A 25056-nucleotide genomic window follows, 5' to 3' on the forward strand; every position below is an offset into this window, starting at 1 on the left:
CTATACAGCGATCCCGCCCGCTTGCCGACGCGTGAGAGCATCGTGCCGGCGATCCCCCATCACGATGCGCTCGGTTGTCGTGCCGCATCGGCTTTGTCCCAAAGCCGGCTCCCATCTTTCGGGGCGATGCTCGCGAGCCGCCGGCCGGATGCAGTCCGGTCGGATACGGCTCTCAGCGCACCGCGGCGATGCCGTCCGCGGTCGTCACGGTGCCGACGTTCTGGCGGAGATCCGCCTCGCCGAGCGTCTTCAGTTCGAGGCGCAGCAGGAAGGTCTGGTTGCGCTCGCGCACGCCGATCGCGGTGGCGATGGGCGAGACGATGTAGTTGAGCGAGATCGTCGTGCACTCGTCCTGATAGCCGCCGCCCAGGCTCATGCCGGAGAGGTAGAACGGATTGCCGCTGCGATAGACCGGGGGGGCGCCGACCGGATTGGCGAGGTAGGTGTTGTAGAGGTCGGTGTAGGTGTCGCGGGCATCGAGATAGTGGGTCAGGTCCACCAGGGCCGAGCCGGTGAGGAACCAGTTCGGGGTGATCCGATAGGTCGCCGTGGCGGTCACGCCTTCGCGGCGATGGGCGAAGCCGAGAGCCGGCTGGGCTTGGTAGTAGGAGTAGAACAGCGAGGTCTCGAGCGGCAGGAACGGCGCGAAGCGCGCGGTCACGCCGGTCTCGAAGCGGTTCACGCCGAGGTCGCCCTGGCCGAGCCGGAAACGGCTGATGAAGCTGATGTTCTGGTTGGGCGAGAGCTGCGCGCGGCCGACGAAGTCGGAGCGGCGGTCCTCCAGGCCGGAATCGAGCCCGACATTGGCCAGATCCCCGCGGCGGAACGAGTTGACGCCCGCGATCTGGATCGACTCGCCGAACATCACGTTCGCGTACCAGCCGGACGAGGTGACGACGGAATACTGGCCGCCGAGATTGGCCCGCACGCCGCCCTCGACCCGATCGTATCCGGAGAACTTGTCCCAGGCGAACAGGGAGGTGTCGTCGAAGACGAGGCTCTGCGCATCCTCGTTGGGCAGGCGGCCGATCCGGCTCTCGGAGGGCCGGGCGATCACCTGGGCGATCGGCTCGATCGTGTGGACGCCGAGCGCGCCGAAATCGGCGACGAACGGATAGCGGTAGTCGAGGCCGATCGCCGGCATGACGCGGCCGGTCAGGCCGTCGTCGATATTGGCGATGCTGCCGGCGAACTGGTTCTGGAAGCCGGTGCGGCTCGGGTTGAGCGAGAACAGGTCGGTGCGAAGATAGGCGAACGGCGTGATGACCTGGCCGGCATCGTCGATGAAGCTGCGCCGCCAAGAGGCCTGGGCCGAGAGGCGGGTGGTGGTGCCGCCCAAGCCCCGCACGATGCAGCGCTCCCGATTGAACTCCGTGCAGGTCTCGTAGAGCGGGAAGGCCACGCCGTTCACGGTCGGGGTGAAGAGGTAGCTGCCGGTGCGCGGGATGCCCTGATAGTCGGTCGCGTCGCGGGTCAGGCTGGTGACGTTGGCCTCGAACCGCACCTCGCCGCCGATCTTGCCCGGCCCGTCGATGCGCTTGTCGTAGTCGATCACCGGCGCGACGATCGGCTGCTCCTTCTGCCAGTCGAAGCTCGACAGGGCCTTGAAGTAATAGCCGCGCGCCTCGAACCACGAGCGGTCGCCCTGGCCGATCAGGTAGCCGGTCGAGACCGCCTCACGGAAGTACTCGGTGGTGATGTTCTGGTTGCGGATGCGGTAATTGTCGAGGAACCACTTGTCGGTGACGCCGACGAGGTCCCACCCCGTGCGCCAGCGCTCGTTGAGGTAGAAACGCCCGCGCGACTCGATGGAGCCGCGGAAGTCGCGGTCGGCCGCCCCCAGCGGCCCCGGCAGGAAGGCCGAGGGCGTCGACTGGAAGATGCCCGACAGGCGCACGTTGTACGAGCCGTTGTCGAGCCGCTGGCGGTACTCGGCCTGTCCAAGCACGCCCTGGCGGCTCAGGAAGGCGGGCGAGAGCGTCAGGTCGTAGCTCGGATCGAGGTTGATGAAGAAGGGTGTGGACAAGCCGGAGCCGAGGGCCGTCGTGGTGATGAACCGCGGCGTCAGGAAGCCGGTCTTGCGCTTCACCGTCGGGTCGGCCGACTCGAAATACGGCATGTAGGCGACCGGGATGCCGCCGATCTCCAGCGCCGCGTCCTCGTACGAGATCGTGTGGGTCTCGTTGTTGTGAATGATCTTGGCGGCCTTGATCTGCCACAGCGGCGGCTTGGCCGGATTGTCCTTGCAGGGCTCGCAGGCGGTGTAGGTGGCGTAATCGAAGCTCGATTGCTCGCCCGCGATCCGCTCGGCGCGGGGCGCGGAGATGCGGGTGCGCACCACCTCGCCCTTCAGCTCGACGGTCTGCTGGATGCGCAGGGCATCGACGAAGCCGTTCTTGAAGTCGTCGGTCAGCTCCATCCGGTCGCCGGTGACCAGGGCCCCGGTCTCGTCGGTCAGGCGCACGTTGCCCTCGGCGAAGACCCGCGACGTGCCCCGGTCGTAGCGGACCCGGTCGGCCTGGAGGGTGCGGGTGCCGTAGCTCAGCTGCGCGTTGCCGCGGGCGGTGACCGTGTTGCGGTCGTTGTCGTAGATCAGCTCGTCGGCCTCGACGAGCAGCCGCTGGCCCTTCGGGTCCTGCGTTGATCCGGCGAGCCGCTCCAGCCCGGCCTGGGCCTGCGCGCGCGACGCGGCGAGCCCGAGGCCCGCCGTCATGAGCGCAGCCATCGAGACCGTCACGGCGATGTCGGCGACCTTACGCAACGCGCCACCCGTCCCCTGTGCAGCCCCCTGCACGACGCCCCCGTCCACCCGACGCTTCCCTCACCGGACAACCGCGCATCAGCCGTCCTCCTGATAAAGAAGCGTGAGCGTACCGAGGAGACTCCCTACCACGGCGGGGAACCACGCCGCCACCGTCGGCGCGACCATCCCCGATGCGCCCAGGCCCTCCATGACCTGCCGCGCGACGTACAGAACGAAGCCCGCCGCCACTCCACCGAGCACCAGCTTGCCGACCCCACCAAACCTGAAGAACCTTAAGGAAACCGTTGCCGCCACGAGAACCATCGCGAGGTAGAGCAGGGGGGTCGCCAGCAAGACATCGTACTGGAGGCGGTAACGCGTGGCATCCAGCCCCGCCCGCTCGTGGCGTGCGATGGTCTCGGGGAGTTGCCAGAAGGGCACAGATTCCGGGGGGGTGAAGCGCTGCCGGATCTGGCTGAGATCGAGGGTCGAGGCGATCAGGTAGCTGTCGTGGCTCTCGGGCGGCGAATCCTTGGTGAGGACGCGCACGTCCTGCAGCTCCCACCATCCGTCGTGCAGAATCGCACGCGCCGCCTCGACCTGGGCGGTGAAGACGCCCGCCTCGTCGAACAGGAAGGCGGTGACGCCGGCGAGCGTGGTGGTGCCCTCGATGGCGGTTTCGGCCCGCAGGATCGCCTGCCCGTCGATGCTGCGCTGGCGGATCCAGAGATCCTTGCCGGTGCCGGCCCGGGGGGATTTGGCGAAGATCTTGGCCTCGATCTCGCTGGAGCGCTGCTTGAGCGCCGCCGAGAGGGGATTGTAGGCGCCGATGGCGACGACACCGATGGCGAGCGCCACGAAGGCACCGGGCTGGAGGAACTGCCAGGCCGAGATGCCGGCGGCGCGGGCCACCACCAGTTCGAGCTTGCGCGAGAGCTGGAGCAGGGCGGCCATGGAGCCGAACAGGATCGCGAAGGGCAGCACGCTCTCGGCGACCGCGGGGGTGCGGTAGAGGGCGAGCTGGGCCATCAACCCGGGCGAGGCCCCCTGCGCGTCGCCCGCGCGGCGCAAGAGCTCGACGAAGTCGAGGGTGTAGACGAGCGCGAACACCGTGACGAACACGCCGAGGATGGTGCGCACGAAGCGCCACGCGAAGTAGCGCCCGAGCGTCGGCCCGATCAGCATCGCCCAGGCCCCCTCAGGCGGAGCCCGCCTGCGGGCGCCGCCGCAGGGAGGCGACGAGGGCCCGCCGCCCCCTGGCGAGGCGCTCGCTGAAGGCCCGGACCTGCGCCCCGCCGAAGATCAGCAGGGCGGACACCGCGATGGCGCCGAGCGGCGCGGCGTAGATCGCCGCCACGGCGCCGGGGCTGCGCACGGCGGCGCTGCTGGCGGCAAAGCCCGCGATGCGCAGGACCACGACCCCGATCACCGCCCCCGCCACCGCGAGCCCGCGCCCCTGGCGCGTGGTGCGCGGATCGCCGAGCGCGGCGAACGCGATGAAGGTGAGGGCCAGCGGATAGAGCCACGCGGACAGCCGGTCGTGCAGCTCGGCGCGGAAGCGGCCCTTCTGCGACTGGTAATAGGCCTCCGAATGGTCGGGGAAGAGCAGGGCCGTGGTCGAGCGCTCGCGCGGCTTGTAGACCACCTCCGCGTCCGGCGGCGTGAAGGCGGCCAGATCGACGGCGTAGCGCTCGTAGCTCACGATCGAGGAGTCGCGGCTGTCCTTCTGCTGGCGGTGGATGCTGCCCTTCTCCAAGACGAGATAGGTCTGCCCGTCGGCTTCCGCGACGCGCCCGCGCTCGGCCAGATAGACCACCGCCTTGCCGGGATCGCGCTTGTCCTGGATGAACAGCCCCTGGAGCGAGCCGTCGGGTCCGCGCTCGCGGAAATGGAAGGTGATGCCGCTGTCGAGCTGCGTGAACTGGCCCTCCTTGACGACGTTGGCGACGAAATCCCCGCGCACGCGGGTCAGCACGTCGCGCAATTCCTGGAAGGAAGAGGGCATCACCTGGATCGTCAGGAAGGCGGTGACGATGCTGACGGTGAGCGCGAGGGTGAGGAACGGCCTCAGGATGCGGCGCGGCGCCATGCCGGCCGCCGACATCACGATCAGCTCGGAATCGCCGTTGAGCTTGTTGAGCGCGTAAACGCAGGCGATGAACAGCGCGACCGGGGCGATCACGGTGATCAGCGTCGGCAGCGACAGCCCGGTGATGAACAGGAAGACGAGGAGCGTCTGGCCCTTGGCGGTCACGAGGTCGAGCTCGCGCAGCGCCTGCGTCACCCAGATCGTGCCGGTGAGCCCGATCAGGCAGGCGAGGAAGGCCCCGAGCGCGATCCTGAATATGTAGCGCTCGATCTGGCTCATCCCGCGCCCTCGCGCCGTCCCCGCCCTGTATTCTCGCCCCTCGGCGCGGCCAAGCCAAGCCGTGTCGCCCGGACGGTTCGGGGCGCCCGGAATGCGGCTGTTTCGGGGCGGGGGGCTGGAGGTGCGCCGCGTCTGCCGGACTATGCGCCAGTGATTTTCACTGTAATCTCCGTCATAGGAAGCCAGGAGATCGGAATGCCGACGCCGACCGGTCAGATGACCGTCACGCTGACGCGCGAGTTGGAGCAGTTCGTGCGCGACAAGGTGCGCGAGGGCGCCTTCGCGACGACCAGCGAGTACATCCGCGACCTCGTTCGCACCCGCTATCTCGCCGAGAAGGAGCGTGAGGCGCGCCTGCGCACCCTCGACGCCGCGCTCGCAGAAGGGATCGCCGACGCCGAGGCAGGCCGCGTCATGCCGGTCGGCGAGGCCTTCGCTCGAATCCGGGCTGAACTCGGCCTCGACGACGACGCTGGGAAACCGTGATCGTCATCCTCACCGAAGCGGCGGTCGGCGACCTCGTGCGCATCGGCCGCTTCATCGGTCTCGACAACCGGACGCGGGCAGCCAGCTTCGTGTCCGAACTCGAACAGCGCTGCCTCGGACTTGCCGCGATGCCGCGCGCCTACCCGCTGCTGCCGGGCCGCGAGGCTTCGGGCATCCGCCGAAGGGTCTATGGCGACTACCTGATTTTCTACCGCCTCGGCCCCGAGACGATCGAAGTGCTGCGAGTGCTGAACGGGGCACAGGATTACGAGGCGATCCTGTTTCCGGCCGACTGAGCAGCCTCATCGCCGCACCCCGCGCCGCGTTGCGTTCTCCGCCTCAGCGGCTACACAGGTCGCCGGCTTCACGCGCGGCGCGCGAAAAGCCGCCGGAACGACGGGTGGAAAGCGAAGAGCATCATGGCCGGTGGGATCGAAATCGCCTTTGAGCCGCTGTCGTCACGCGGATCCGGAGGCGACATCGTCGTGTTCGTGGGCGACGACCTCGCCCTGTCGGGGGCCGCGAGCGAGGTTCTGGGGCGCCAGGGCGCCGAGCTGGTCGCCCGCGCCGCGTCGAGCGAGCGCTTCAAGGGTAAGGCGCAGTCGGCCCTGTCGATCCCGGCGCCCGCCAACGTCGAGGCCGACCGGCTCGTGGTGATCGGACTCGGCTCCGAGAAGGACCGGGCCAAGCTCGACTGGACGACGCTGGGCGGCTTCACCGCCGGCAAGATCGGGCTGCGCAAGGCCCGCGTCGTGCTCGACTGGCAGGGGTTTGCCGGCACCGCCCGGGATGTGGCCGACTTCAGCCTGGGCGCGCGCCTGCGCAGCTACAGCTTCGACCGCTACAAGACCAAGAAGAAGGACGAGGACGAGGCCAATGCCGCGCTCACCCTGCTGACCGCCGACCCGACGGCTGCCGAGACCGCCGCGAAGGACGCCGCCGGGGTCGCCGAGGGCGTGGTGCTGGCGCGCAACCTCGTCAACGAGCCGCCGAACGTGCTCTACCCGGAGGAGTATGCCCGGCGCGTCTCCGAGCTGACCAAGCTCGGCGTCGAGGTCGAGATCCTCGATCTCGCGCAGATGAAGCAGCTCGGCATGGGCGCGCTGATCGCGGTGGCGCAGGGCTCGGCCCGCGAGCCGCGCCTCGTCATCATGCGCTGGAACGGCGGCGAACCCACTGATCCGCCGCTGGCGCTGATCGGCAAGGGCGTGGTGTTCGATTCCGGCGGCATCTCGATCAAGTCGGCCGGCGGCATGGAGGACATGAAGGGCGACATGGGCGGCTCGGCCGCCGTAGTCGGCACCCTGCACGCGCTGGCCTCGCGCAAGGCCAAGGCCAACGTGATCGGCGCCATCGGCATCGTCGAGAACATGCCCGACGGCAATGCCTACCGTCCGTCCGACATCGTCACCTCGCTCTCGGGCCAGACCATCGAGGTCATCAACACCGACGCGGAAGGCCGCCTCGTGCTCGCCGACGTGCTCTGGCACATCCAGGCGACCTACAAGCCCAAGGCCATGATCGATCTGGCGACCCTCACCGGCGCGATCATCGTCGCGCTCGGCCAGGACATCGCCGGCCTGTTCTCCAACGACGACGACCTCTCGGCCAAGATCACCGCCGCCGGCGAGGCGGCGAACGAGAAGGTGTGGCGGATGCCGCTGATCCCGGCCTTCGACAAGGCGATCGACTCGAAGTTCGCCGACATGAAGAACACCGGCGGGCGCCACGGCGGCGCGGCCACGGCGGCCGCCTTCCTCAAGCGCTACGTCAACGACGTGCCGTGGGCCCATCTCGACATCGCGGGCGTGGCCATGTCCTCGTCGCCGTCCGAGATCAACCGCAGCTGGGGCGCGGGCTGGGGCGTGCGCCTGCTCGACCGGCTGGTGCGCGACAACTACGAGCGCTGAGCCCGCGAGACCCATGTCCGCGCCCGCCGCCCGGATCGCCGCCGCCGCCCCCCTCGCGGCGGCGCTTCTGGCGCTCGTCGCGACCTACCTGACGGGCTTCGACCAGCGGACGACGATGCCGCCGGACGTGGCCGCCCGCTTCTACGGCTTCTTCCTCGACCGCTATCCGCTCTACGCCTTCGCGCTGGTCTACGGGCTCGCCCGCCTCCTCACCGCGATGCTGGCACCCGGCCCCTCGGGGGTGCCGCGGCGGCTCGTCGGCGGCCTCGTCGGCCTCGCCCTCCTGCTCGCCGCGAGCCTGCATCCGACCTTCGGCGGGATGGTGCTGCGGACGGGGTTCGATGTCGGCGCCATCGCCTTCATGAACGCCACGCCGATGCCGCTGGCCTACGCCCTCGGCACGGCGGGCGCCGCCCTGGCGTTCGGCCTGCCCGTGGGCCTCGGCGTCGTCCTCACCGGCCACCGGGGCCACGCGCCGGTCGGCGGCTGGCTGCGCCGGGCGGGGCGGGGGGCGCTGCGCGGGCTCGCCGGTTTCCTCGCCCTGTGGTTCGGCGCCGCGGTCATCGGCTTCGCCCGCGACGCCGGCTTCGGCCCCTGGCCGCGCGGGCCCCTCCGGGCGGGCGACCTCGCGGTCGCGGCCCTGCTGCTCACCCTCGCCGCGCTGCCGCACATGCTGCTCGTCGCGACGCGCTTTCCCGGCCTGCGCAAGGCCGGGTGAGGAGACGGCTCAGGCCACCGACGCCGGCTCGGCCTCCGGCACCAGCCCGAGCTGCCGATCCAGGAAGTCCTGGACCTGCTCCTCGCGCATCGGCTTGGAGAAGAAGTAGCCCTGGATCAGGCTGCAGCCGATCCCCTGCAGGATGTCGAGCTGCTCCTGGGTCTCGACGCCCTCCACGACGCAGCTCAGGGACAGGTCGCGCGACAGCGCGCTGACCGAGCTGACGATCTTCCGGCTCGCTTCGCTGCTCGCGAGGTCGCGCACGAAGCTTCCATCGACCTTGATCTTGTCGAGGGGCAGCTTCTGGATCTGGCTCAAGCTCGAATAGCCCGTGCCGAAATCGTCGAGGGAGATGCGCACGCCCGCGGCCTTGAGGTGGTGGATGTTGGCCAGCGCCTCGTCGAGATTCATCATCAGCGCCGTCTCGGTCACCTCGAACTCGACGCGGCGGGGCGAGACCCCGCTCCGGGCGAGGATGCCGATGAGGTTCATCACCTTGTCCGAGGAGACGAGGTCGTGCCCCGACAGGTTGAAGGAGATGCCGACATCCTCCGGCCATTGCTTGACCGCCTCCAGCGCCTTGCGGAGCAGGATCGGCGTGATCGTCGAGATGAAGCCGGAATTCTCGGCCACGACGATGAACTTGCCCGGCGAGACCAAACCCAGCACCGGGCTCTGCCAGCGGGCGAGGCATTCGAGCAGCAGCGTCCTGTTGCGGCTCGAATCCACGATCGGCTGGAAGGTGAGGTAGAGTTCCTCGTCGAGGTTCGCCGCGCGCAGGGTGCGCTCGACCAGCGCGTTCTCGCGCACGCTGCGCTCGTGCTCCGCGCTGAACACCACCGGTCTCATCCGGCCGGTGCGCTTGGCGTGGAACAGGGCGTAGTCGGCCCGGTCGTAAAGTTCGGTGGCGGTCTGCGCGGCCTTGGGGAAGGCGGCAAAGCCCACCGAGCAGCCGAGCATCAGCCGCAATTCGCCGACCTGGATCGGGGTGTGGACGGTCTCGATGATCGTCTGGCCGATCGCCAGCAGCCGCGCCTCGTCGTCCTCGCCGAGGATCAGGGCGAACTCGTCGCCGCCGAGGCGGTAGACCTCGCCATGGCCCGACAATTCGGCCTGGAGGCGCTCGGCCATGGCGCGCAGCAGCCGGTCGCCGACGAGATGGCCGTTGCAGTCGTTGACGGTCTTGAATCCGTCGAGATCGATGATGCCGAAGGCGACCGGTCGGCCGGCCTGCCCGGCCTCGTCCAGCGCGCGGTCGAGATCGCGGAAGCAGCGGCGGCGATTGCCGATCTCGGTCAGCATGTCGGTGTTGGCGATGCGGAAATTCTCCTCGCTGAGCGCCATGATCTCCTCCGCCTTCCGCTGCAGCGAGAGCCGCGAGGAGAACAGGTGGATGAAGTCCCTGTGGTGGTCGTAGGCGACGTAGGCGAGACCGGCGAGGCCGCCGCCGAGCAGCAACGCCACGCCGCCGACATTCGAGCCGGCATTCGCCGCGACGATGAGCGTCCCGACGACGCAGACGCCCGCGGCGATCACCGACGCGGCACGCAGATGCAACAGGCCGAACAGCAGGAACACCACCTGTCCGGCCAAACAGAGCGACAGCAGGAGCAGGGTCTCCGGCGTCGACCATTGGATCAGCCAGACCTGCCAAGCGACGATCACGCAGATGCCGAGGATCACTTCGTTGCCGACGATCCGCATCCGTCGCGAACATTCGGCCGGCGGAGGGATGTCGGCGCGGTGACGGAACAGGAAGTGGTTCCAGAACACCGCCTTGGCGACGAGGACGAAGAGCGGGAAGGGCGCCCAGGCCCACCAGGGCGCATGAAAGGCATGGACGAACGCCACCGCCAGGAGATCGGCGGTGAGGGCCACGAACAGGGCCGCACAGGCCTTGATCAGGGCTTTGTAGCGCTCCTGCTCGACCGAGTACGTGCCCGAATCTTTCTGGGCCAAGCCACGACTCCGGAAATTTATTCCCTATCAAAGCGCTAAGATTCAAAAGTGAAAAATGTTAAAACGCATTGTCGGACTCGCACCCGATTTGGCTGCATGGGAGCGATGTCTTTCGGGGCTCCCTCCGCCGATGCCGCGGACGACATCGGGTGATCGAACTGCCTTCATCTAAGCTCAACTGGTTCCGATGGGAGATCGCCCCATGGCCGGCGCGGCATCCCGGCCCCGTCCGGCCTGGAGGGGCGGGTTGATCGGACCCGTCGGAAACGCTTAAGCCTTTTGCCGAACAGGCGGAGCCGGCACGAGTCCGGCAGCCGGGGAAGGCGCCCCTTGTGGTGGGCCGGGAGGACGAGGATGGCCGAGAACCGGAGCGCGGAGCGGCCCTGGCTGTCCGCCTACCCGCCGGGCATCCCCCACGAGATCGAGGCGCAGGCGCTCGGCACGGTGGTCGATCTGTTCGAGCGGAGCGTGGCGCGCTTCGCCGAGCGCCCGGCGCTCACCTGCTTCGGCGCCACCTTACGCTTCCGCGAGGTCGGCGCGGCGGCCCATGCCGTGGCGGCGTGGCTCGCGGCCGAAGGGCTCGGCAAGGGCGACCGCGTCGCGGTGATGATGCCCAACGTCCCGGCCTGCCCGGTGACCCTGCTCGGCGTGCTGGCCGCGGGCTGCACCGTGGTCAACGTCAACCCGCTCTACACCCCGCGGGAACTGGCGGCCCAGCTCACCGATTCCGGTGCCCGCGCCCTCTTCGTGCTGGAGAATTTCGGCCACACCGTCGAGAAGGCGCTGCCGCATGTGCCCGCCCTGGAGCGGATCGTGGTGGCGGCGCCGGGCGATCTGCTCGGCCTGAAAGGTCACGTCGTCAACGCCGTGTCGCGGCGGGTGAAGCGGGCGGTGCCGCCGTTCCGGCTGCCGCCGGAGAAGACCGGGCGCTTCGAGGCGGTGGTGAAGGCCGGGCGCGGGATGAAACCGCCGACGGTGACGGTGGCCCCCGGCGATCTCGCCTTCCTGCAATATACCGGCGGCACGACGGGCGTGGCCAAGGCCGCGATGCTCACGCATGCCAACATCGTCGCCAATGTCGAGCAGAGTCGGATCTGGTTCCGCGCCTCGGAGGAGGATGCCGACCTGAGCGTGGCGGTGACCGCGCTGCCGCTCTACCACATCTTCGCGCTCACCGCCTGCTTCCTGTTCTTCTTCCGGCTCGGCGGCTGCTGCCTGCTGATCCCGAACCCCCGCGACATCGACGGCTTCGTGAAGACGCTGAGCAAGACGCGCTTCACCAACTTCGCCGGCGTCAACACGCTGTTCAACGCGCTGAACAATCACCCGAAGATCGGCAACGTGGATTGGTCCCACCTCCACTACGTCGTCGGCGGCGGCATGGCGGTGCAGTCGGCGGTGGCCGCCCGCTGGAAGGCGATCACCGGGCAGACCATCCTCGAAGGCTACGGCCTGTCCGAGACCTCGCCGGTGGTGAGCGTCAACCCGCGCGGATTGAAGGACTGGACCGGGACGATCGGCTATCCGCTCCCCTCGACCGAGGTGTCGATCCGCGGGGCTGACGGCACGGTTCTGCCTTTCGGCGTGCCGGGCGAGCTCTGCGTGCGCGGCCCCCAGGTGATGGCCGGCTACTGGAACCGGCCGGAGGAAACCCGTGGCGCCACGACCGAGGACGGCTTCTTCCGCACCGGCGACGTGGCGGTGATGACCCCGGACGGGCAGATCCGCATCGTCGACCGGATGAAGGACATGATCCTCGTCTCCGGCTTCAACGTCTATCCCAACGAGGTCGAGGACGTGCTCGCCACCCATCCGGCGGTGGTTGAATGCGCCGTCGTCGGCGCGCCGTGCCCCGAGAGCGGCGAGATGGTGGTGGCCCACGTGGTCCTGCGCGACCCCGCCTGCACGGCGGATGTCCTGCGGACGCATGCCCGCGCGAGCCTCACCGGCTACAAGGTGCCACGCAAGGTTGTTGTCCACGACGCGCTGCCCAAGACCAATGTCGGCAAGGTCCTGCGCCGGGCGCTGCGGGACGGGGCCGCCTGACGGCGCGGATCGGCTTCCGAGAGAGGGCACCGCTGGAAGGCGGTGCCCTTTTCATGTCAGCAGCTGGCGTGGCCGCACTGGCGCACGTCCTGGATGGTCTTGCGCATGGCGTCCACGCCGACGGCGCCGGGCAGGATCTCGTCGCCGATGACGAAGGCCGGCGTGCCCGACAGGCTGAGCTTGTCGCCCAGGCCCACGTTCTCGGCGAGCGCCGCCTTCACCTCGGGACCCTGCGCATCCTTCTTCAGCCGCTCGACGTCGGCGCCGAGTTCCTTGCCCACCGCCAGCGCCTTCTCGGCGTTGATGCGGCCCTTGCTCTCCAAGAGCTTGGCGTGGAAGTCGAACATCTTCTCGGGCTTCAGCTGCATCTTGGCGGCGAGCGCCACCTTGCTGGCCTCGAGCGATTCGGCGCCGAGCACGGGGAAGTCCTTGAGCACCACCCGCAGCTTCGGATCGGCCTTGATCAGCGCCTGCACGTCGCCGAACGCCTTGCGGCAATAGCCGCAATTGTAGTCGAAGAACTCGACCACGGTGATGTCGCCCTGCGGGTTGCCGGCCACGATGCCGTGGGGCGAGTTGACCAGCGCCTCGCGCGATTCCTTCAGCGCGGCGGCCTGGGCGAGCTTCTGCGTCTCCTGGGCCCGGCGCTCGCCCTCGGCGATGGCCTCCTGCAGCACGTCCGGATTCTTGACGAGGTAGTCCTTGACGATGCCCTCGATCGCCTTGCGCTGGGCCTCGGTGAAGGGCGCAGGCTCTTCCGCGAAGGCCGCCGAACCTGCGCCGAGCAGAAGAGTGCCGGCGAGCGCGAGGGCCGGAACGGAGCGGAAGGGCTGCATCGATACCTCGATTGATTGGGGGCCGGTCTCCGGCGAGGGAGGCGGCCGCGGGAAACGGCACGCGGGGTTATGGCACGGGCGGCCGCCTTCGCCGATGCGACTCTTTTCGGGCCGGGCCGGCGCGAGCGGGGACCTGAGTCCTGCCGCCGCGGTGCGGCGTTTTCGCGGCGCCCTCTCGGACGACGGTCGCCGCTCGGGGGCGAGCGGATTTTTGGTTCGATTGCGAGGTCGGGTTAGCGGATTGATAAGTTCGTCCCATCACAAGTTCGGTACGGAATCGATCGGAGGACGCATGGCATGAATCGCGGTGTGATCGTCGTCCTCAGCGACCGGCCCGACCGGAGCAAGCCGCTGGTCGATGCGATCAATGCGGTGGCCGAGTGCCGGGTCGTCGGCACCGACGAGACCTGGGACCGGATCGGCCCGTTCGGCGGCGTCGTCGCCGACATCACCCTGAGCCGCCCGGAGGCGAAGAGCTGCCTGCGCCGGCTGGCGAGCCGGCCCGGCCGCCAGCGCGCGCCGCTGATCTACCTGACCCGCAGCGAGAGCCACGCGGCCTTCACCGAGGCGCGCAACCTCGGCGCCACGATCTGCCTGTCGGCCCATGTCGAGCCGCGGATGGTGGTGGGCTCGCTCGTGCGCGAGGTCTGGCCCGAGAAATCGGTGGCCGACCTCGTGGTCACCCGCGAGATCAAGCGCGCGGGCGCGACGATGACGAACCTGCTCAAGAGCGCCGAGACCGGGCCGGTCGACATGAAGGCGGTCGACGGCGGCATCGATCCGGTGCTCGACGCCATCCACGACGGCGGCCTGTCGCGCTGGCTCGACGAGGTCTGGGCCTACGACGACGTCACCTTCCAGCACTGCCTCCTGGTCTCCGGCACGGTGGCGGCCTTCGCCCTCAGCCTGGGACTGTCGCAGGCCGACCGCCAGCTCCTCACCCGCGCCGCCCTCGTCCACGATGTCGGCAAGTCGCGCATCCCCCACGCCATCCTGAACAAGCCGGGCCGCCTCGACGACGACGAGCGGGCGGTGATGCAGACCCACGCGCCGATCGGCCACGAGATCCTCAGCGCCTCGGGCGGCTGCGATCCGATCACGCTCGCCGTCACGCGTCACCATCACGAGATGATCGACGGCTCCGGCTATCCCGACGGCCTCAGCGCCGCCGCCATCGCCGACCCCGTGCGTCTGCTGACGATCTGCGACATCTACGCCGCCCTGATCGAGCGCCGCCCCTACAAGAAGCCGATGCCGACCCGCGACGCCCTGTCGATCCTCGCGGCCATGGACGGCAAGCTGGAAGGCGGCCTCGTCCAGGCCTTCGGCCGGGCGGTCGAGAGCGCGCCTTGAAATGCGTCAGTCGCGAGATGAGGCGTCAGGGCTCGATCGCGAAATTCGGACCCCACTCAGCGGTCATGACTGTGGTACGAATGACGAGCGGTGTCACCTTACTTGCCGTCCAAGAGAGGGTACCTACGCCCAAATCATTTATTTTGAAAAGATAAGTTTCAGAAAAATTCGACCCACGAGCTGATATCAAAAACGCCATATCCTGCTTGCTAAAATTATTCAGAGATGCATTGTACCCCTCCCTGAGGTAACTGCGCACCCCATTGCCATCCCTCATGATAATATCAATCTTATTTTCATCATTGATATAAGCAGTTATGCGACCATTATCAAATCCATCTTTCTTCCATCCGCCCTGGCCTGGACCAACGATCCCAGTCTCGAAGTAGTAGCTTTGCCCAGTCGAAGGACCGCATCGTGCCAAGATTGAGGCTGCTCTGACGCCTCCGGCGGTGGTAAGCGTCAGAGCGGCGGCGAGAAGAACACCGTATTGGTCGAGGTGCATCGTTTAGGCCCGCCGCGCGGTGACTTCGGCGGGCGCCGGCACCGCGCGCCCGAGACGCCGCGCCGCCGCGATCCAACATTCGATGGCATCCTCGACATTCGCCATGGCCTGCTCGACCGTGTCCCCGTCCGACATGCAGCCGGGAAGGTCGGGCACGGTCGCGTGCCATCCCCCGCCCTCCGAGGCGGGCAGCCAGTCCAGCCTGACGTAGTAGTCACGAACGAACATCGGACGAGTCCCTGACACGATCCACGAAGGCGACGAGCTTCCTGATGTAGACCGGCCGGATCGGCCGCTTGAACGGCACGGTCAGAATTTCGGGCAGGCTCGGATGCGACAGGTCGTAATGTGAGCCCCGTGCCGGCGGGTGGCAAGCAATGCCGAAGGCACGACAGACGGCCTCCACGTCGGCAATGGTCCAATCCCCCAACGGGTTGTTCCGCATCGCCTCAAGGCGCTTCTCGGCTTGGCTCATGAAGGCGACCGTGAGGGTGACGAGGCGCAACTGTCGAACTCAACGGAAGATAGCACCGGCTCAGGCCACAGTTGAACACCCATCATCGATCAAGGCGCGCGCCGATCCGGCCGGCTTCGCTCGCGGGTCCAAGCCTCACACCGACGACGCGATCTGCTATGGGCGGCGCTCCCCGCGAACCCGGAGCCCGCCGATGCCGACCGAGTCCAGCCTCTCGCTCTCGCGCCGGGCCGAAGCCGTCGCGCCCTTCCTCGCCATGGACGTGATGGCCGAGGCCGGCGCGCGCGCGCGGCGCGGGGAGGGGGTGATCCACATGGAGGTCGGCCAGCCCTCGGCCCCGGCCCCGCGGGCGGTGATTGCGGCGGCGCAAGCCGCACTCGCCGACGGGCGCATCCCGTACACCGAGGCGCTCGGGATGCCGGTCTTGCGCGAGCGCATCGTGCGCCACTACGCCGAGACCTACGGCGTTCGGATCGCGCCGGAGCGGGTCGTGGTGACGACGGGATCGTCGGCGGGCTTCGTGCTCGCCTTCCTCGCCCTGTTCGACGCGGGCGCGCGGGTCGGCGTGCCGTGCCCCGGCTATCCGGCCTATCACGGCATCCTGAACGCCCTCGACCTGATCCCGCAGCCGATGATCCTGCGGGCGGAGGATCGCTTCGCCCCCACCAGCGCCTTGCTGCGGGAGGTCCACGCGGCGAAAAACCTCTCGGGGGTTCTGGTGATGAGCCCGGCCAACCCGTCGGGCACGGTGATCGAGCCGGCCCGCCTCGCCGAGCTCTGCGCCACCGCGCGGGACTTACGCCTGCCGTTCATCTCCGACGAGATCTATCACGGCCTCAGCTACGGCGTGCCGACCGCGACCGCGCTGGCGTTCGACCCGGAGGCGGTCGTGATCAACTCGTTCTCGAAGTTCTACTGCATGACCGGCTGGCGCATCGGCTGGATGGTGGTGCCGGAGGCGTTGGTGCGACCGATCGAGCGGCTGGCCCAGAACCTCTACATCTCGGCGCCCTACCTGTCGCAGGTGGCGGCGCTGGCGGCCTTCGACGCGCTCGACGAGATCGGCGCCGTGCGCGACGGCTACGCCCGCAACCGCGCCCTGCTCCTCGACGCGCTGCCGGGCCTGGGCTTTTCCGGCATCCACCCGGTGGACGGCGCCTTCTACCTCTACGCCGACATCGCGAAACTCTCGGGCGACGCCACCGACTTCTGCCGCCGCATGCTCGCCGAGACCGGCGTGGCGGCGACCCCGGGCCTCGATTTCGATCCGGGGGAGGGCGGGCACCACGTCCGCTTCTCCTTCGCGGGCTCGGAAGAGGCGTGCCGCGAGGCGGTGGTGCGGATCAGGGGGTGGTTGGGGCGGTAGACGGGCCATCGCTCCACCCTGAACGGGGGAGGGCGCCGAAAGGCGCAGACCGATCACATTCAACGGGTCGGATGCAACTGCATCCCCCCTCTCCCGGCACACGGGAAGAGGCCTGCATGGACCTCGTCGCCCACGCATGACACGGCGGCGAAGCCGCCGCGGGGTGAAGGGGCTTCGACGGAAGAGGCTCGTCCCAAACCTCCCCCTCACCTTCGGCAGCCGCCTCGCCGCATCGACGAAAGGGTCGGTGCGGCCCTCCCCCCGCGTGCGGGGAGAGGGAATGCGCGAGCAATGGGGCCGGGTATCACTCCCCGCCGAGGGCGGCCTTCGTGCGCGACCACCAGCCGGCCCGCTTCGGGCGGTTCGGGTCGGCGGGGGTGAGGACCACGGCCACCGGCTCGGGGGCGGGCTCGGGCGCCGGGGCGGATTGCGGCAGCGCTTCCGCGGCGACCGGCTCGGCCTCGGGGGCCGGGACGACCGGCGGCGGCGCAGCGGCGGCACCGTCGCGGGCATCGACCGAGACGGTGGTCACGTCGGCGGCAGGCACGGGCTCCTCGGGGCCGACCGGCAGGGTGTCGGCGGCGGTTTCTTCCGCGGGCGCGTCCGCCCGGACCGCATCCCGATCATCGGCCTGCGCCTCGGCCTCGCCGGAGGCCTCGTCCTGAACGCCCTCCTGCGCCTCGTCGCGGCTGCGGGCGCGGCCGCGACCGCCCCGGCGACCGCGGCGGCGGCGGCGGCCGTTGCCCTCGCCGTCCTCGTCGGCAGCCGTCTCGGTCGGCTCGGCGGCCTGTACGGCCTCACCGGTCACGGCCTCGCCGGCCTCCTCGGTGCCTTCGCCCTCCTCGGACTCGTCGGAGCCGTCCTGGCCCTCGTCGCCGTCTTGACCGTCTTGGCCGTTCTCCTCGCCGTCGGCGCGGGACTCGCCTTCGCCGCCCCGTCCGCCGCGACGGCGGCGACGACGGCGGCGGCGCCCGCCGCCCTCCTCGTTCGCTTCGGGTGCCGGACGGCTCTCGGCGGGCGCCTCCTCGGCCTCGGCCTCGATCACCTCGTCCTCGACGACGTCGTCCTCGTCATCGTCGGCCTCGTAGGCCGGCGAGATCGCCACCGCCCGCACGCCCGTCACCGGGGCGGCGGTCTTCACCGCGAGGTCGCCGCGGTCGAGCGCGAACGGCGAGGTCGCGGCGAGCCGCTCGTCGGCCGAGACCGTGATCGTCACCGAGAAGCGCTGCTCCAAGTCGTAGAGGTGCGCCCGCTTCTGGTTGAGGATGTAGAGCGCCACCTCGGTGTGGGTGCGCAGGATCAGGTTGTGCGAGGCGGACTTGATCAGCGCCTCCTCCAGCGAGCGCAGGATGTGGAGCGCCACCGACGAGGTAGCCCGCACGAAGCCCGAACCGCCGCAATGGGCGCAGGGGATCGAGGAGGATTCGAGCACGCCGGTGCGGATGCGCTGGCGGCTCATCTCCAGGAGGCCGAAGGGCGAGATGCGTCCGACCTGGATGCGGGCGCGGTCGTTCTTGAGCGCCTCGTTGAGCCGCTTCTCGACCGCGCGGTTGTTGCGCTTCTCCTCCATGTCGATGAAGTCGATCACGACGAGGCCGGCGAGATCGCGCAGGCGCACCTGGCGGGCGACCTCTTCGGCCGCCTCGAGGTTGGTCTTGAGCGCCGTGTCCTCGATGTCGTGCTCGCGCGTGGCGCGGCCCGAGTTCACGTCGATCGAGACCAGCGCCTCGGTCGGGTTGATCACGAGGTAGCCGCCCGAGCGCAGGGCCACGTGGGTCGAGAACATCGCGTCGAGCTGCTGCTCGACGCCGTAGCGGGCGAACAGCGGCGCGACCTCGCGGTAGGGCTTCACGACCTTGGACTGGCCGGGCATCAGCATCCGCATGAAGTCCTTGGCCTCGCGGTAGGCGTCTTCGCCCGAGACCAGAACCTCGTCGAGGTCCTTGTTGTAGAGGTCGCGGATCGCCCGCTTGATCAGCGAGCCCTCCTCGTAGACGAGCGCCGGGGCGGTCGAGGACAAAGTCAGCTCGCGCACGCTCTCCCACAGGCGCATCAGGTACTCGAAGTCGCGCTTGATCTCGGGCTTGGTGCGCGAGGCGCCGGCGGTGCGCAGGATGATCCCCATCCCCTCCGGCACGTCGAGGTCGGACACGACCTCCTTCAGGCGCTTGCGGTCGGCGGCTGAGGTGATCTTCCGGGAGATGCCGCCGCCGCGGCCGGTGTTGGGCATCAGCACCGAGTAGCGGCCGGCGAGCGACAGGTAGGTCGTGAGCGCCGCGCCCTTGGTGCCGCGCTCCTCCTTGACGACCTGCACCAGGATGATCTGGCGGCGCTTGATCACCTCCTGGATCTTGTACTGGCGGCGATAGGCGCGGGGGCGCTCGGGGAGCTCGGCCAGCGCGTCGCCCGCGCCGCCGACCTGGGCGACCTTCGGCTCGCCGTCCTCGTCGTGCTCCTCGTCGCCATCCTCGTCATCCTCGTCGGACTCGTCGTCCTCCTCAGAATCGTCGTCCTCGTCCGAATCCTCGTCGTCCTCGTCCTCGTCGGATTCTTCCGAATCCTCGTCCGCGTCGGGGGAGACCTCGCGAGCCTCCTCGGTGACGGGGGCGGAAGCCGCGACCGGCTCCGGCGCGGCCTCGGCGGGCGCAGCCTCGGAGGTGGGCTCGACGGCGGCAGGCTCGGCAGACTCGACCGGCGGGTTCGGCGCCTCGGAGATCGCGGCGATGTCGGAGGGCTCGACCTTCGGCTCGGCGGGCTCGGACGGCGCCGCCTCGGCGCCGGGCTCAAGCGCCGATTCGGGGAGCGCCGCGGAGGCGTCGCCGCCCGGCACGGGGGTCGCGTCCGGGGCAGTCTCGGAGGCACCAGCCTCGCCGCCCTCCGCGACGATCGCCGCACGCACGGCCTCGATCGCCTCCGGCGACTCGGAATCGGCGGCCGGGCCCTCGCCGGGCACGGCGGTGTCGGGGCTCACGGCCGACTCCGAAGAATCCTCGGCGGAGACGGTCTCGTCGCCGCGCGCGCCGCGGGCCTCGGCCCGGCGCCCGCGCGAGCGGCGACCCCGCGTGCGGCGCTCCTCGCGCTCGCGGTGCTCCTCCTCCTCGCGCGCCTCGGCCTCCAGCAGGGCGAGGCGGTCGGCCATCGGAATCTGGTAATAGTCCGGATGGATCTCGTTGAAGGCGAGGAAGCCGTGGCGGTTGCCGCCGTACTCGACGAAGGCCGCCTGGAGCGAGGGCTCCACCCGGGTCACCTTGGCGAGGTAGATGTTGCCCCGCAGAGGCCGGCGATTGGCGGCCTCGAAGTCGAATTCCTCGACCCTAGAGCCGTGGACCGTGACGACCCGGGTCTCCTCCGGATGCGTCGCATCGATGAGCATCTTGTTGTTGGCCATGACGTGCTTTCGACATGGCGGCCGACGTCGTTTCCCTCGAGCGCGCGCCGCGTGGTCCCGGCGGCGCCGCCCCCGGCCTCAGGGCCGAAAGGGGAGTGGCGCATGCCGGCCTCGTCGCCGAGGTCGCGGAAGCTGCGGGGAGGGGATTGCCGTCAACCGCCGTAAGGCGCCGGGCATCGGCGCGCTGGGGGTTGAACAGGGCCGGCACGAGGGGAGACGCGGAGCGACGCGGGAACCGCGCGCCACGAGCACGAGCAACGGCAACCGATGCTGTGCGTCCTCCCATCCTTGAACCGGCCTCGCGAAAACAGCGGACCGGCGAGCGGCCCTATGGGATTTCATGGGCGCGACGCTCCCCGGAAACGCCCGAAGAGGCCGCGAATGCCGTGACTCCCGCCCGGATGCCGGGAGGCGCGGAAGCGACGCTGAAGCAATTCGAGCGAGGCGGGCACCGTCACGGGACCCAGGCGTCCCCGAGGGCCGCCGAAGCGCCGGCTCGGGAATGGGGTCGATACCATTACAGAGTGTCGCGGGATGAATGCAAGGGGCTCATGCGTTGACGCAGCCCTTGTCGCCCGGCTCGGAGAAGGCCCGATCGCCCGCGAACCCGTTGGCCTCAAGCGGGATTTCACGATGGATAGCTACCTGTGGGGAGGGTCGCGGTGTCGTTCCCGGAAAAGTCGCTCGCATCTATCGCCAGGGAAGGGCGTCAGGCCCGCTACCGGGGCGACCCGTCCGAGGCCAATCCCTACCCGGAGGGCTCGGACGACCACGCCGCCTGGAAGCGGGCCTGGGAGTGCCCCGACGGCGAGGCCACAGAGGCGCAGGCGCCCGACAGCTGCGCCTGAGGGCAGTGTCGCGCCGGCACAACAGCATCCGGGCAACCGACGCGCACGCGGTGAGGAACGGTTAACCATCCCGGCCGTATCTCGTATCGGAGGCTCCCGGAACCTTGGCCGACCGATGCAGCCCCGCGCCCGCACCTTTCGTCTTGGACTTCTCCGCTCCCTGGCCCTGACGGGGAGCCTGCTCGCGCTTGTCGCGAGCCCGCTCCTGTCCGGCCCGGCGCCGGCGCAGGATGGCCCTGCCCGCAACGCGGCGGTCGCCATCGCGGCCGATCTCGCGAGCCAGGGCGGGACGACCAAGCTCGTCCTCACCCTCTCGAAACCGGTCGAGGCCCGCGCCTTCGTGATGGAGCGGCCCGACCGCGCCGTGATCGACCTGCCCGAGGTGAACTTCCAGCTCGGCCCGGAAGCCGGGCGCAAGCGGGACGGCGTCGTCGCCTCCTTCCGCTACGGGCTGTTCGCCCCGGGCCGCTCGCGCATCGTCGTCGATCTCGCCGGCCCGGCGGTGGTCGAGGGGATCGAGACCGCGACGACCCGCGCCGGGGCGACCCTCGTCACCATTCCCTTCCGCCGGGTCGAGCGCGACGCCTTCCGCAAGGCGTCGGTCGCGGGCGATCCGAACCCGTCGGCGGCCAAGGCCCCGGCCCCGGGGGAGGCCGCCGACACCCGGCCCCTGATCGTGGTCGATGCGGGCCACGGCGGCATCGATCCCGGCGCCATCGCGGCGACCGGCGTCTACGAGAAGGACATCGTGTTCGGCTTCGCCCAGGCGCTCGTCCAGCGCCTGGAGGCGACCGGCCGCTACCGCATCGCCATGACCCGCGACCGCGACGTGTTCGTGGCCCTGTCCGAACGGGTCCGCATCGCCCGCGAGGCCAAGGCGGACCTGTTCGTGTCGATCCACGCCGATTCGATCTCCTCGGCCCCGCAGGTGAAGGGCGCTACGATCTATACCGGCTCCGAGAAGGCGACCGACGGCGAATCGGCGCGGCTGGCCGAGCGCGAGAACAAGGCCGACGCCGCGGGCGGGTCCGACGCAGGGGAGGGGGCCAGCGACGTCGCCGACATCCTGCAGGAACTGACGCTGCGCGAGACCCGCGGCTTCTCGGCGGGCTTCGCCGGCAAGCTCATGGGCCAGCTCTCGCCCGTCATGGAGATGAGCACGAAGCCCCACCGGGAGGCGGGCTTCCGGGTGCTGCGCTCGCCCGACGTTCCGTCCGTGCTGGTCGAACTCGGCTACCTGTCGAGCAAGAGCGACCTCGAGAAGCTGCTCTCGGAGGAGTGGCGCACCAAGGTGACGGGCGCGATGGCGAAAGCCATCGACCTGTTCTTCGCCGGCCGGGCGACGCTGTCCCGCCCCACGGCCGCCAGCCCGCGCAAGGCGGCCTCCATCGCCCCAGTTTCACCATAGAACCGGTGTCGATACGGGGCCTTCACGAGAGGCCCCCGTCCGCTTCACGCCGCGCGGCTCGGGCTCGGCCTCGACACGAGCCCTGAGCCGGCCGGCCCTCACGTGCCGAGCCCGAGCCTCAAGCGCGCAGCGGACGAGCGACGGACGGACACCGGATGCGTTTCATCCTGCGATTCTTCGCTTTCCTGTTCTCGGCGGGCGCGGTGATGTTCTGCATCGCCGCCGCCGCGGGCGCGTTCTTCTACTGGAAGTACAGCCAGGACCTGCCGGACCACGCCGCGCTCGCCAATTACGAGCCGCCGGTGATGACCCGCGTCCACGCTGCGGACGGCTCGCTGCTCGCCGAATACGCCCACGAGCGCCGGCTCTATCTGCCGATCCAGGCGATGCCGAAGATCATCGTCGCCGCCTTCCTCTCGGCGGAGGACAAGAACTTCTACAAGCACGGCGGCATCGATCCCGAGGGTATCGTCCGCGCGATCCTGACCAACGCCCAGTCGGGCAAGAAGCAGGGCGCCTCGACCATCACCCAGCAGGTCGCCAAGAACTTCCTGCTCTCCAGCGAGCAGACCTACGACCGCAAGATCAAGGAAGCCCTGATCGCGCTGCGGATCGAATCCACCTACTCGAAGGACAAGATCCTCGAGCTGTACCTGAACGAGATCTTCCTCGGGACTATCGTCCCGGGGCGCAATCTGCACGGCGTCGCCGCCGCGGCCCTGGATTACTTCGGCAAGTCGGTCCACGAGCTGACCATCAACGAGGCGGCCTATCTCGCTGCCCTCCCGAAGGGCCCGAACAACTACCACCCCTACCGCAAGACGCAGGCGGCTTTGTCGCGCCGCAACGAGATCATCGGCCTGATGGCCCAGAACGGCTACATCACCCAAGAGGAGGCGGTGGAGGCCAAGAAGCAGTCGCTCGGTGTCAACCCGCGCGTCGCCTTCCCGAACGCCGCCAACGCCAACTACTTCACCGAGGAGGTGCGCCGCGAGATCTCCGAGCGCTACGGCGAGACCAAGCTCTACGAGGGCGGCCTGTCGGTGCGCGCCACCTTGGACCCGAAGATGCAGTCCTGGGCCCGCAAGGCGCTGGTGGACGGCCTTGTGCGCTACGACCAGGGTCGCGGCTGGCGCGGCGCCGAGCGTCAGGTCGATCTCGTCGGCCGCGACTGGGGTCTGGCCGTCTCCGAGATGCCCGCGCTCGGCGACATCGCCCCCTGGCGGCTCGCCGTGGTGCTGAGCACGTCGGGCGGCGTGGCGCAGATCGGCCTCCAGCCCCGGCGCGAGGCCTCCGGTGCCGTCTCCAAGGATCGCGAGACCGGATCGATCACGGCGGAAGGCGTGAAGTGGACGGGGCGCCCGGTCGCCTCGGCGCTGAAGCCCGGCGACGTGGTCTATGTCGAGCCGATGGATACGGGCCGCGCCCTCTACCGCCTGCGGCAGAAGCCCGAGGTGTCCGGCGCCATCGTGGCGATGGACCCCTATACGGGGCGCGTCCACGCCATGGTCGGCGGCTTCTCCTACGACGAATCCGAATTCAACCGCGCGACCCAGGCGATGCGCCAGCCCGGCTCCTCGTTCAAGCCGATCGTCTACTCGGCGGCGCTCGACAACGGCTACACGCCCTCGTCGGTGGTGCAGGATTCGCCGATCACCATCGAGGCCGGTCCCGGCCAGGAGGCCTGGACCCCCTCGAACTACGACGGCAAGTCCGGCGGCCCGCATACGCTCCGCTACGGCATCGAGCATTCGAAGAACCTGATGACGGTGCGGCTGGCCAAGGATATCGGCATGCCGCTGATCGCCGAATATGCCCGCCGCTTCGGCGTCTACGACGACCTGCTCCCCGTGCTGCCGATGTCGCTGGGCGCGGGCGAGACCACGGTGATGCGCATGGTCACCGCCTACTCGATGCTGGCCAACGGCGGGCGGCGCATCCGCCCGACGCTGATCGACCGCATCCAGGACCGCACCGGCGAGACGATCTACCGCCACGACAACCGCAAGTGCATCGGCTGCGAGGCGGAGAAGTGGTCGGGCCAGGACGAGCCCAAGCTCGTGGACGAGTCCGAGCAGGTGCTCGACCCGCTGACCGCCTACCAGATGGTCTCGATCATGGAGGGCGTGGTCCAGCGCGGCACCGCCACCCTGCTCAAGCAGATCGGCAAGCCGCTGGCCGGCAAGACCGGCACGACCAACGACGCCAAGGACGCGTGGTTCGTCGGCTTCTCCCCGGATCTGGCGGTCGGCGTCTATCTCGGCTTCGACAAGCCGAAGTCGCTGGGCGACCGGGCGACCGGCGGCGGGCTCGCCGCCCCGATCGTGCTCGACTTCCTGAAGGTCGCGCTGAAGGACAAGCCGCCGACGCCGTTCCGCGTGCCGCCGGGCATCAAGCTGATCCGCGTCAACGCGTCCTCCGGCACCCGCGCCGGCTCGGGCGAGGGCGGCGGCACGATCCTGGAGGCCTTCAAGCCCGGGACCGCCCCGCCCGACGCCTACGTCGCGCCGCCCTCGTCCGGCCCGCCCGCCACGGTCCCGCCGGACGCCGGCGCCGCCGCCCAGGCCGGTGGGGTGTACTGAACCGAGACGCTTTGACGACAGGAAAGAGCCGCCCCATCCGGGCGGCTCTTTTCGTTTCGGGGACA

19 protein-coding genes are annotated in these 25056 nt (G+C 69.5%); 10 read left to right on the forward strand and 9 right to left on the reverse strand.

The window, feature by feature from the left end:
- Nucleotides 1-172: 172 nt before the first annotated feature.
- From BM140_RS16835 to lptF, 3 genes are all read right to left on the reverse strand, one after another.
- Nucleotides 173-2761: an LPS-assembly protein LptD gene (locus BM140_RS16835; protein WP_091948880.1), complete on the reverse strand. Its 2589-nt coding sequence runs from the start codon at nucleotides 2759-2761 to the stop codon at nucleotides 173-175.
- A gap of 78 nt (nucleotides 2762-2839) precedes the next feature.
- Nucleotides 2840-3928, reverse strand: a complete 1089-nt coding sequence (gene lptG / locus BM140_RS16840; RefSeq protein ID WP_091948884.1) for an LPS export ABC transporter permease LptG — start codon at nucleotides 3926-3928, stop codon at nucleotides 2840-2842.
- A 13-nt stretch (nucleotides 3929-3941) separates the two neighbouring features.
- Nucleotides 3942-5111 (reverse strand): LPS export ABC transporter permease LptF, encoded by a 1170-nt coding sequence (lptF, locus tag BM140_RS16845; RefSeq protein ID WP_091948886.1) that lies wholly within the window; start codon nucleotides 5109-5111, stop codon nucleotides 3942-3944.
- Nucleotides 5112-5306: 195 nt separating this feature from the next.
- Here lptF and BM140_RS16850 point away from each other — a divergent pair, with 195 nt between their 5' ends.
- The 4 genes from BM140_RS16850 to BM140_RS16865 all read left to right on the forward strand — a co-directional run bounded on the left by BM140_RS16850 (nucleotide 5307) and on the right by BM140_RS16865 (nucleotide 8225).
- Nucleotides 5307-5597, forward strand: a complete 291-nt coding sequence (locus tag BM140_RS16850) for a type II toxin-antitoxin system ParD family antitoxin (protein ID WP_244535468.1) — start codon at nucleotides 5307-5309, stop codon at nucleotides 5595-5597.
- The gene (locus BM140_RS16855) at nucleotides 5594-5893 is read left to right on the forward strand and encodes a type II toxin-antitoxin system RelE/ParE family toxin (protein WP_091948889.1); all 300 of its coding nucleotides are present in this window, start codon (nucleotides 5594-5596) and stop codon (nucleotides 5891-5893) included. The genes BM140_RS16850 and BM140_RS16855 overlap by 4 nt, the downstream gene beginning before the upstream one ends.
- A gap of 123 nt (nucleotides 5894-6016) precedes the next feature.
- Complete coding sequence (locus BM140_RS16860) at nucleotides 6017-7507, forward strand: leucyl aminopeptidase (protein ID WP_091948892.1); 1491 nt, start codon at nucleotides 6017-6019, stop codon at nucleotides 7505-7507.
- Nucleotides 7508-7520: 13 nt separating this feature from the next.
- The gene (locus BM140_RS16865; protein ID WP_091948895.1) at nucleotides 7521-8225 is read left to right on the forward strand and encodes a hypothetical protein; all 705 of its coding nucleotides are present in this window, start codon (nucleotides 7521-7523) and stop codon (nucleotides 8223-8225) included.
- A gap of 9 nt (nucleotides 8226-8234) precedes the next feature.
- Here BM140_RS16865 and BM140_RS16870 read toward each other — a convergent pair whose 3' ends face one another.
- On the reverse strand, nucleotides 8235-10184 hold the full coding sequence (locus tag BM140_RS16870) for a putative bifunctional diguanylate cyclase/phosphodiesterase (protein WP_091948898.1): 1950 nt from the start codon (nucleotides 10182-10184) through the stop codon (nucleotides 8235-8237).
- 354 nt (nucleotides 10185-10538) lie between these two features.
- Here BM140_RS16870 and BM140_RS16875 point away from each other — a divergent pair, with 354 nt between their 5' ends.
- Nucleotides 10539-12230: an AMP-binding protein gene (locus BM140_RS16875; RefSeq protein WP_091948901.1), complete on the forward strand. Its 1692-nt coding sequence runs from the start codon at nucleotides 10539-10541 to the stop codon at nucleotides 12228-12230.
- Nucleotides 12231-12286: 56 nt separating this feature from the next.
- Here the strand turns inward: BM140_RS16875 and BM140_RS16880 are convergent, their stop codons facing one another.
- Nucleotides 12287-13066: a DsbA family protein gene (locus BM140_RS16880; RefSeq protein WP_091948904.1), complete on the reverse strand. Its 780-nt coding sequence runs from the start codon at nucleotides 13064-13066 to the stop codon at nucleotides 12287-12289.
- Between the two features lie 309 nt (nucleotides 13067-13375).
- Between BM140_RS16880 and BM140_RS16885 the strand changes: the two genes are divergently transcribed.
- Nucleotides 13376-14419, forward strand: a complete 1044-nt coding sequence (locus BM140_RS16885; protein ID WP_091949171.1) for an HD-GYP domain-containing protein — start codon at nucleotides 13376-13378, stop codon at nucleotides 14417-14419.
- A gap of 25 nt (nucleotides 14420-14444) precedes the next feature.
- Here the strand turns inward: BM140_RS16885 and BM140_RS25470 are convergent, their stop codons facing one another.
- Genes BM140_RS25470 through BM140_RS16895 form a run of 3 tightly spaced genes read right to left on the reverse strand, consistent with a single transcriptional unit; the run spans nucleotide 14445 to nucleotide 15429 of the window.
- On the reverse strand, nucleotides 14445-14924 hold the full coding sequence (locus BM140_RS25470; RefSeq protein WP_131803863.1) for a hypothetical protein: 480 nt from the start codon (nucleotides 14922-14924) through the stop codon (nucleotides 14445-14447).
- Between the two features lie 3 nt (nucleotides 14925-14927).
- Entirely contained in the window at nucleotides 14928-15152 is a 225-nt protein-coding gene (locus BM140_RS16890; protein WP_091948908.1) for a type II toxin-antitoxin system HicB family antitoxin, read from the reverse strand.
- A complete protein-coding gene (locus BM140_RS16895; RefSeq protein ID WP_244535469.1) occupies nucleotides 15139-15429 on the reverse strand; it encodes a type II toxin-antitoxin system HicA family toxin in 291 nt (96 codons plus the stop codon). Before BM140_RS16895 ends, BM140_RS16890 begins: the two co-directional genes overlap by 14 nt.
- A 163-nt stretch (nucleotides 15430-15592) precedes the next feature.
- Between BM140_RS16895 and BM140_RS16900 the strand changes: the two genes are divergently transcribed.
- On the forward strand, nucleotides 15593-16765 hold the full coding sequence (locus tag BM140_RS16900; RefSeq protein ID WP_091948911.1) for a pyridoxal phosphate-dependent aminotransferase: 1173 nt from the start codon (nucleotides 15593-15595) through the stop codon (nucleotides 16763-16765).
- A gap of 304 nt (nucleotides 16766-17069) precedes the next feature.
- On the opposite strand, the gene BM140_RS16905 is transcribed toward BM140_RS16900, so the two are convergent.
- Entirely contained in the window at nucleotides 17070-20153 is a 3084-nt protein-coding gene (locus BM140_RS16905; protein WP_091948915.1) for an Rne/Rng family ribonuclease, read from the reverse strand.
- 662 nt (nucleotides 20154-20815) lie between these two features.
- Between BM140_RS16905 and BM140_RS16910 the strand changes: the two genes are divergently transcribed.
- The 3 genes from BM140_RS16910 (at nucleotide 20816) to BM140_RS16920 (ending at nucleotide 24991) form a co-directional block, all read left to right on the forward strand.
- The gene (locus tag BM140_RS16910; RefSeq protein WP_091949177.1) at nucleotides 20816-21001 is read left to right on the forward strand and encodes a hypothetical protein; all 186 of its coding nucleotides are present in this window, start codon (nucleotides 20816-20818) and stop codon (nucleotides 20999-21001) included.
- 115 nt (nucleotides 21002-21116) lie between these two features.
- The gene (locus BM140_RS16915) at nucleotides 21117-22409 is read left to right on the forward strand and encodes an N-acetylmuramoyl-L-alanine amidase (protein WP_091948918.1); all 1293 of its coding nucleotides are present in this window, start codon (nucleotides 21117-21119) and stop codon (nucleotides 22407-22409) included.
- 155 nt (nucleotides 22410-22564) lie between these two features.
- Nucleotides 22565-24991 carry a penicillin-binding protein 1A gene (locus tag BM140_RS16920; RefSeq protein WP_091948922.1) on the forward strand — a complete coding sequence of 809 codons (2427 nt, stop codon included), beginning with the start codon at nucleotides 22565-22567 and terminating at the stop codon, nucleotides 24989-24991.
- Nucleotides 24992-25056: the final 65 nt, after the last annotated feature.

It is taken from the genome of Methylorubrum salsuginis (genome assembly GCF_900114375.1).
GTDB lineage: Bacteria > Pseudomonadota > Alphaproteobacteria > Rhizobiales > Beijerinckiaceae > Methylobacterium > Methylobacterium salsuginis.

Coding starts and splice junctions, on each gene's coding strand:
- lptG (WP_091948884.1), bottom strand. CDS start 3,928: ATGCTGATCGGGCCGACGCTCGGGCGCTACTTCGCGTGGCGCTTCGTG.
- lptF (WP_091948886.1), bottom strand. CDS start 5,111: ATGAGCCAGATCGAGCGCTACATATTCAGGATCGCGCTCGGGGCCTTC.
- BM140_RS16850 (WP_244535468.1), top strand. CDS start 5,307: ATGCCGACGCCGACCGGTCAGATGACCGTCACGCTGACGCGCGAGTTG.
- BM140_RS16860 (WP_091948892.1), top strand. CDS start 6,017: ATGGCCGGTGGGATCGAAATCGCCTTTGAGCCGCTGTCGTCACGCGGA.
- BM140_RS16865 (WP_091948895.1), top strand. CDS start 7,521: ATGTCCGCGCCCGCCGCCCGGATCGCCGCCGCCGCCCCCCTCGCGGCG.
- BM140_RS16875 (WP_091948901.1), top strand. CDS start 10,539: ATGGCCGAGAACCGGAGCGCGGAGCGGCCCTGGCTGTCCGCCTACCCG.
- BM140_RS16880 (WP_091948904.1), bottom strand. CDS start 13,066: ATGCAGCCCTTCCGCTCCGTTCCGGCCCTCGCGCTCGCCGGCACTCTT.
- BM140_RS25470 (WP_131803863.1), bottom strand. CDS start 14,924: ATGCACCTCGACCAATACGGTGTTCTTCTCGCCGCCGCTCTGACGCTT.
- BM140_RS16890 (WP_091948908.1), bottom strand. CDS start 15,152: ATGTTCGTTCGTGACTACTACGTCAGGCTGGACTGGCTGCCCGCCTCG.
- BM140_RS16900 (WP_091948911.1), top strand. CDS start 15,593: ATGCCGACCGAGTCCAGCCTCTCGCTCTCGCGCCGGGCCGAAGCCGTC.
- BM140_RS16905 (WP_091948915.1), bottom strand. CDS start 20,153: ATGGCCAACAACAAGATGCTCATCGATGCGACGCATCCGGAGGAGACC.
- BM140_RS16915 (WP_091948918.1), top strand. CDS start 21,117: ATGCAGCCCCGCGCCCGCACCTTTCGTCTTGGACTTCTCCGCTCCCTG.
- BM140_RS16920 (WP_091948922.1), top strand. CDS start 22,565: ATGCGTTTCATCCTGCGATTCTTCGCTTTCCTGTTCTCGGCGGGCGCG.